The sequence below is a fragment of the Pseudomonas sp. HMSC066A08 genome (assembly GCF_001813025.1).
Classification (GTDB): Bacteria; Pseudomonadota; Gammaproteobacteria; order Pseudomonadales; family Pseudomonadaceae; genus Pseudomonas; species Pseudomonas aeruginosa.
This window is the reverse complement of sequence record NZ_KV811212.1, coordinates 1-628: the sequence shown is the minus strand read 5'-3', so window position 1 is coordinate 628 and position 628 is coordinate 1. Positions and strand designations below refer to the sequence as shown.

General features: G+C 59.9%; 1 protein-coding gene. It reads right to left on the bottom strand.

Annotation, left to right across the window (positions count from 1 at the left end; translation table 11 throughout):
• Positions 1-300: 300 nt before the first annotated feature.
• Positions 301-615 (bottom strand): hypothetical protein, encoded by a 315-nt coding sequence (locus HMPREF2886_RS02075; protein WP_033973662.1) that lies wholly within the window; start codon positions 613-615, stop codon positions 301-303.
• Positions 616-628 lie beyond the last annotated feature (13 nt).

The following is a 628-nucleotide window of genomic DNA, read 5'->3' as shown; positions in this document are numbered from 1 at the left end:
CTTTTCTTAGCTGCCTACACGGCAGTGAACTAGCTCCGAAAACCTATAACCATTTGAAGGAAAAAGAAATACCGAGCCTTTCCTGCCAGAGACCCTCTTTTTTCGAGGCCTCCTAACTTACTGATTTATAAGGGCGTAAGAAATCGTCCGAAAAAAGGGTCGGAAGCTTCGGGCAATTGGAGGCCGTTTCGCGAGGGCCGGGACGTCGGTCAACCGCGCCGTTCGAGGGCGAGAGGTCTTGTGATGGGCGATGCCGCAAAGCCCCCGGCCAGGCCGGGGGCGTCGCGCCGGGGAGCGGCGCTACAGGCTGGGGTGGCCCGCCTCGATTTCGGACAAGGCATCGCTGAGCAGCGACAGCAACGCACCGTTGATGTAGGCCAGGGTGCCGCCGGGCTCTTCTTTCTCATCGAGCAAACGGGTCATGGCCAGGACATTGATTGCCGACCTCAAGCGCCCTTTCGCGTTGTCGAACAAGTGCGCGGGGAGTGCATGGGTGTCCACGTACAGGGTGGCGCTACGCGGACACATGTCGGCCTGGGAGGTGGGTAGCAGCGGGACGAAGCGGGGGGACGATTCTGTTACCTCGGGGTTGGACGTATCATTCGGCTTAGCCATGGGTCAGCTCCTT